The organism is Staphylococcus sp. 191 (genome assembly GCF_011174885.1).
Lineage (GTDB): Bacteria > Bacillota > Bacilli > Staphylococcales > Staphylococcaceae > Staphylococcus > Staphylococcus coagulans.
In genome coordinates this window covers 75,239-81,809 of the sequence record NZ_PNRJ01000009.1, presented here as the reverse complement: position 1 = coordinate 81,809, position 6,571 = coordinate 75,239, and the positions used below count along the sequence as shown (strand labels likewise).

The 6,571-nt window shown below is 34.9% G+C and carries 5 protein-coding genes; 4 read left to right on the top strand and 1 reads right to left on the bottom strand.

All coding sequences use genetic code 11. The features are described from left to right. The first annotated feature begins 720 nt into the window (after positions 1-720). Together glmS and C1H58_RS07905 are read left to right on the top strand one after the other, a co-directional pair. Complete coding sequence (glmS, locus tag C1H58_RS07910; protein WP_165545863.1) at positions 721-2,523, top strand: glutamine--fructose-6-phosphate transaminase (isomerizing); 1,803 nt, start codon at positions 721-723, stop codon at positions 2,521-2,523. A 191-nt stretch (positions 2,524-2,714) separates the two neighbouring features. Next, positions 2,715-3,569 carry a Cof-type HAD-IIB family hydrolase gene (locus C1H58_RS07905; RefSeq protein WP_165545862.1) on the top strand — a complete coding sequence of 285 codons (855 nt, stop codon included), beginning with the start codon at positions 2,715-2,717 and terminating at the stop codon, positions 3,567-3,569. Positions 3,570-3,619: 50 nt separating this feature from the next. On the opposite strand, the gene C1H58_RS07900 is transcribed toward C1H58_RS07905, so the two are convergent. Continuing rightward, entirely contained in the window at positions 3,620-4,522 is a 903-nt protein-coding gene (locus C1H58_RS07900; RefSeq protein ID WP_050330333.1) for a hypothetical protein, read from the bottom strand. Between the two features lie 182 nt (positions 4,523-4,704). Between C1H58_RS07900 and C1H58_RS07895 the strand changes: the two genes are divergently transcribed. Together C1H58_RS07895 and manA are read left to right on the top strand one after the other, a co-directional pair. After that, positions 4,705-5,409 carry a FadR/GntR family transcriptional regulator gene (locus tag C1H58_RS07895; protein ID WP_103356621.1) on the top strand — a complete coding sequence of 235 codons (705 nt, stop codon included), beginning with the start codon at positions 4,705-4,707 and terminating at the stop codon, positions 5,407-5,409. 208 nt (positions 5,410-5,617) lie between these two features. After that, positions 5,618-6,571: a mannose-6-phosphate isomerase, class I gene (gene manA / locus C1H58_RS07890; RefSeq protein ID WP_165545861.1), complete on the top strand. Its 954-nt coding sequence runs from the start codon at positions 5,618-5,620 to the stop codon at positions 6,569-6,571.

Below are 6,571 nucleotides of genomic sequence, written 5' to 3'. Positions count from 1 at the left end.
GTACGGAACCGTACGCTCGGTGGTGTGAGAGGACGAATAGTCAATTAATGGCTATTCTCCTACTCGATTTTTGCAATTACATCATCAAACTATACACAAAATACCATCGAGAGACTGGCCGATTTAAGTGAAAATTAACGACATTTTAGATGATGAATACTTTAAATTTTGGATATTGAGTCTAAAAAAGGATTGTTATTTTAATATAGCAATACAAAAGATTATAATTAAAATAACTTATAAATATTTTAGTGATAAACGTTAAAAACATAGATAAAACTTAGGCATTATTGCTTTTATAGCATTTATACTTTTATTTGCAATAAAAGTTTCACTCATTGTACAATAGACTATATTGCAAGAAGGAGGGTAGAGGTTGAAACAGTTTATAAAGCGCCAGCGCAAATTGAAAGCATGTATTGTCGACCGATATGCTAAAGCAGAGCATCTCATAGATACATGCTGGAGATTTGTGGACGAGGAGGATAGTGATCGAATATGATCGGCGGATGCTATCCCGGATGTGGCTCATTCGTTAGCTTATTAATTAAATCATTAGGGTAACCTATTGGACAAAGTTAGTAAGATCGCTAAACCAATTCAATAAAATAGAATGCGATGCTGGAGTCATTTGTTCACATTTTGTTGCATTATAGCAGAATGCAAAAAGTGTAAAAAATGATGCGCAGCACCGTTGTTTCAGTGTGGAGGAATTTATTTATGTGTGGAATTGTTGGCTATATTGGCTATCAAAATGCGAAAGAAATTTTATTAATAGGGTTAGAGAAACTCGAATACCGTGGATATGACTCAGCAGGTATTGCAATTCGTGATGAAAACGAAGTCACTGTAACAAAAGCACAAGGCCGAATTGCTGAGTTACGTAAAGAAGCAGACAATGATCATGATGGATCTACGGGAATTGGTCATACAAGATGGGCAACACATGGGGTGCCAAGTTATGAAAATTCTCACCCACATCAATCTACAAGTGGTAGATACACACTCGTACACAATGGTGTGATTGAAAATTATGAAGAACTTAGAGAAGAGTATATTCCTAATGTTCAATTTGTTTCAGAAACAGATACTGAAGTTATTGTTCAATTGATTGAACATTTTGCTGAAACAGGTTTATCTACTGAAGACGCATTTACAAAAGTGGTTTCTCTATTACACGGTTCATATGCACTAGGTTTATTAGATTCTGAAGATGGTGAGACAATCTATGTTGCTAAAAACAAATCACCGTTACTTGTTGGAATTGGCGAAGACTTTAACGTGATAGCATCTGATTCACTTGCAATGATTCAAGTAACAAGTGAATACAAAGAATTAAAAGACCAAGAGATTGTAATCGTTAAACGTGATGAAGTTGTCATTAAAAATTTAGAGGGTCAAGTTATCGATCGTGAAAGTTACATTGCTGAAATTGATGCCTCTGATGCTGAGAAAGGTGTATACGACCACTACATGTTGAAAGAAATTCATGAGCAACCTGCAGTTATGCGTCGTATTATCCAAGAATATCAAGACGAACAAGGTAATTTAAACATTGATCCTGAAATCGTTGAAGATGTTAAAGCAGCAGATCGTATTTATATCATTGCTGCAGGTACAAGTTATCATGCAGGATTAGTAGGTAAAGTATTTATTGAAAAATGGGCAGGTATTCCTACTGAAGTTCATGTTGCTTCAGAATTTGTTTACAATATTCCATTATTGTCAGAAAATCCATTATTTATTTATATATCTCAATCAGGTGAAACAGCTGATAGTCGTGCTGTATTAGTTGAAACAACAAAACTTGGTCATCGTTCATTAACAATAACAAACGTAGCTGGCTCCACACTTTCTCGTGAAGCAGATCATACATTATTACTTCATGCGGGGCCTGAGATTGCCGTTGCTTCTACTAAAGCATATACAGCACAAATTGCAGTTTTATCAATTATGTCACACGTCGTTGCACAAGCACGCGGCATCGATCCGAATATCGATTTATTGCGTGAATTAGCGAAAGTCACTACTGCAATCGAAACAGTGGTCGATGATGCGCCACAAATGGAACAAATTGCAAAAGATTTCTTAGAAACAACACGTAATGCATTCTTTATTGGACGTACAATTGATTACAATGTAAGTTTAGAAGGTGCTTTAAAACTAAAAGAAATCTCATATATTCAAGCAGAAGGTTTTGCAGGTGGAGAGTTGAAACATGGTACAATTGCACTCATCGAAGACGGTACACCAGTCTTTGCACTTGCTACACAAGAAGGTGTAAATCTCTCAATCCGTGGTAACGTGAAAGAAGTTGTCGCTCGTGGTGCACATCCATGTATTATTTCTATTGAAGGACTTGAAAAAGACGGAGACACATATGTGATTCCTCATGTCCACGAGTTGTTAACACCACTCGTTTCAGTTGTTTCTCTACAATTGATTTCTTATTACGCTGCATTACATCGTGATTTAGATGTTGATAAACCACGTAATTTAGCGAAATCTGTGACTGTGGAGTAATATTCTCAGTTTGTTCATAAATAGCGTAAGGTACAAGCAAATAGGCTTCGTATCTTACGCATTTTTTAGTTTAACTTCATTTTGTCATAAAAGGTTACAGTTTGTAAGAAAATAAGTGTGTATCGTGTTGCGTAAGTGTTCATTTGATGACACAATAAAGGAATAATCAATGAATGAAAGGAAATGCGATCATGCAAAATATAAAAGCGATATTTTTAGATATGGATGGTACAATTCTTCATCAAAATAACAGAGCGTCTGAAAAGACAGCTTCAGTCATTGGTCGTCTTAGAACTGAAGGATATAAGGTGTTTTTAGCGACAGGTCGAGCTTACGAAGAGATTCATTTACTTATACCAGAAAATCTTCAGTTTGATGGTATCATCTCATCTAATGGAACATTAGGACATATTGATGAACACGTATTATTTGAACACGATCTTAGTCTTGAAGCGGTACGTCAAATTGTGACGGAAGCGCAACAAGATGGAATCTATTATGAGGTCTTTCCATTTGATGAGCCGCGATTTGCCCTGAATGAAGATCAAAGTTGGATGTTAAGCTTAGTTAAAGGTGACAAGCCTTCCACTGTAAATGAAAGTGAATGGTTATCAAGACACGAAGCAATAAGAGAGAAGTTAACTTGGCGTGATACGATACCGACGCAACTTGGTTTTTCAAAAATATATTTATTTCATTCTGATCTAAACAAAATTAAAAGTTTTAGAGAAAAAATGGTCGCACAGCAGTCAAAATTAAACATTGAAGTTTCTAATTCAACACCTAACAATGTAGAAACAATGGCATACCATATTAATAAAGGGACAGGAATAGAAGAGATGTGTCGTCATTTTAATATTCAACTTTCTGAAACACTTGTTATTGGAGATAGTGATAATGATCGTGCGATGTTTAAAGTTGGTGGTGTAACGGTTGCGATGAAAAATGCCAGCACGGAGATTAAAGCATTGACGCAATATGAAACTGAGTTCGACCATAATCATGATGGCGCGGCGCAATTTTTAGAAACACAACTATTAAAATAAATAAAAGCCAGTCTGAGGTGAAAGATTTTCCTAACAGACTGGCTTTTAGCTTATTTCACTTCTTTTTGTCCTCTACGTACAAAATATTGAATAATTGTACCGATAATGAGTAAGTAAATGAGATATCGAATAATTAAAAAGATAATATTGAATATAATCATTAAATAATAAGCGACATCTTGTGAAATATGTGCGAGATTTTGTTGAATCAAGTAATTAATAGGTTGATTAATAATAATAAATATCAAATTAAGTAATAAAATGCCAATGAAGAAACGTAAAAATGTTTTATGACCATTTTTAATACCGTACCATGCTTCTTTTAGATGTACTTTAACACTTCTTGAAGCATCTTCAGTTAAGGATGTAGCAAGGTTTGTAACGTATACCACCGTGAACCAAACGAAGATACTTAAAATAAATGAAGATAATACAATTAAGATACTAATGATGAATTGTAACCAGCCTTGACTGATGTCATTAGCACTAATGGCATTAAAGAGTTGTTGTACAAGATATGAAACACCTGCATTAACGAGACCATAGATGACCACTGTCAGTATAATGAATAAAATACTCATTAGACCTAGAATCACACTTTTACCCCAAATGCCTTTTTTAAATGAGCGCACTAAATCTTTCCATTGCATTTGCGCTGAATCTAAAACAGAGTGGCGTATGACACGTACAAGTCCTGTATAGATTGGGAAGAGTACCATCGAGAAAATACAGATTGTCAGAATGATGGCACCAATCATCATGAAAATTAATTTTGTCATACTTTGTTGACCTGTTAAAATAGATATCTGCCAAGCTTGAAGTAATAAATTAAACGGTGACATTACGAGAATAGCCAACAATAACAATATTGCAAAACCAATAAATGATGTGGCAAATAGTTTTAGTTTTTGATTTTTTGTATTATGCCAAAACAGCTTTGTGAATTTTACCAATAGTGAGCACTCCTTTCACGTATAATCCACATTATCAAAATCTTTCTTATTTGAAAATAAAAATGGTCTTAATTTAAACGATTTTATCAGTAAATAAAAATTAACATAAAAATAGTTGTTTTTAATACAGAGATGACAGCTAAAGTTTGATAAGATATGAGATGAGGGCGAGGGGAAAAGCTATGAAAATCACGAATCAAAAGAAATATGAGCAAATTGCAGATGTATTGATTCAGCAAATTGAAGAAGGAACTTTAGAAGTTGGGCAACGATTGCCTTCAATACAAAAGCTTGCTGAAGCCTATGGTGTGAGTAACGCTTCGATGCGTGAGGCACTGAATGCACTCAGAATGATAGGACTCGTAGATATTAAGCATGGTTATGGGACGTTCGTAAAACAAAAACAGCCACAGTTATTTGATTTTCTTTCCCATACACTTACAAAAGCGCGCGTACGCGACATATTAGAATTGCGTGAATCGGTAGAAGTTGCGACAGCACAATATGCCGCATTACGGCACACAGATGAAGATATACAAGCAATGGAAGCTGCATTAGAAGAAATGGTCAATGCGATACAATGTCATCAATCAGGTGAGGAAGCTGATTTAAAATTTCATCTTGCTATTGCTAAAGCCTCTCATAATGCATTGTTGTATGAGTTGCTAAATAATATATCGGATCTCATTCAGCAGACGATGAAAGGCACACGTCATATTTATATTTATAGCCGCCAAAAAACGATGGAGAAATTATTGGAAGAACATAGTGTCATCTTAGAAGCAATCAAAAAGCGACAAGAAAAAAAGGCGGCTAAATTAATGACCCATCATTTAGTTGAAATCCGTCAAACATTAGTTGAAAATTATATAGTAGAAACAAATTAGGTCATTATAGCGGTTTAAAAGATGCAAAGTGGCTCAGGTATCCATGAAGTGAGATGGTTTGATTTTCTAATTACTAAAGCACATTTATAGGAGATATGATACAATTATGTAAGATTATTGTGCCATTTCACTGAGTTACGATGGTACAGAGGAAATCTAACATACATATAAAAAGAGCATAATATGAAAGATTGAGAGGTGGTTCCCAGTGCCATTATTACTTGAACCTGTTTTTCAGGAAAGAATTTGGGGTGGAACAAATCTCGCACAATTTGGTTATGATTTACCGAGTGACCATACTGGTGAGGTATGGGGAATCTCAGCTCATCCACATGGTGCGAATCGGATATTAAACGGTCCATTTAAAGGACAAACATTAGATGAAGTATGGGAAAATCAACCTAAACTGTTTGGGGAATTTCCTACAAAAAAGTTTCCGCTATTAACTAAGATTTTGGATGCTGAACAGAAATTATCAGTTCAAGTTCATCCTGATGATACGTATGCTTATGAGCATGAAAACGGAGAATACGGCAAAACAGAATGCTGGTATATATTAGATGCAAAACCAGGCGCAGAAATTATATATGGTACAAATGCGCAATCTCATGAAGAACTCAATGAAATGATAAATCAACATGATTTTGAACATTTGTTCAGACGAGTTCCTGTCCACAAAGGTGACTTTTTCTTTGTGCCGGCTGGTACTGTCCATGGCATAGGTGCAGGTATTATGATTTTAGAAACACAACAGTCTTCTGATACGACTTATCGAATCTATGATTATGACAGACAAGATAAAAACGGTAATAAAAGACCTTTACATCTTGAAAAAAGTAAAGATGTCATTCAAATTAGTGAAGAAAGTCCTAATGTAATACCACAAACTGAAGTGATTGAAAATCATAAGTGCACAACGTTTGTGCAAAATTCATTTTTTACTGTGACACATTGGCAAATACAAGGCACATTGAACTATATGAAGCCGAGAGAATTTGTTTTGGTCTCTGTACTGGAAGGACAAGGGCAGCTCATTACAGATGGTGAAATTTACGATATAAAAAAAGGGAACCATTTTATATTGACTGCAGAAGATTTGGATAACGTGTTTGAAGGTGAATTTTCACTAATTATTAGTTATGTATTAAGAAGAGGAGAATGA

Bases quoted from the DNA above. Each gene is read 5' to 3' on its own strand.
- glmS (WP_165545863.1), top strand. From the start codon at position 721: ATGTGTGGAATTGTTGGCTATATTGGCTATCAAAATGCGAAAGAAATT.
- C1H58_RS07905 (WP_165545862.1), top strand. From the start codon at position 2,715: ATGCAAAATATAAAAGCGATATTTTTAGATATGGATGGTACAATTCTT.
- C1H58_RS07895 (WP_103356621.1), top strand. From the start codon at position 4,705: ATGAAAATCACGAATCAAAAGAAATATGAGCAAATTGCAGATGTATTG.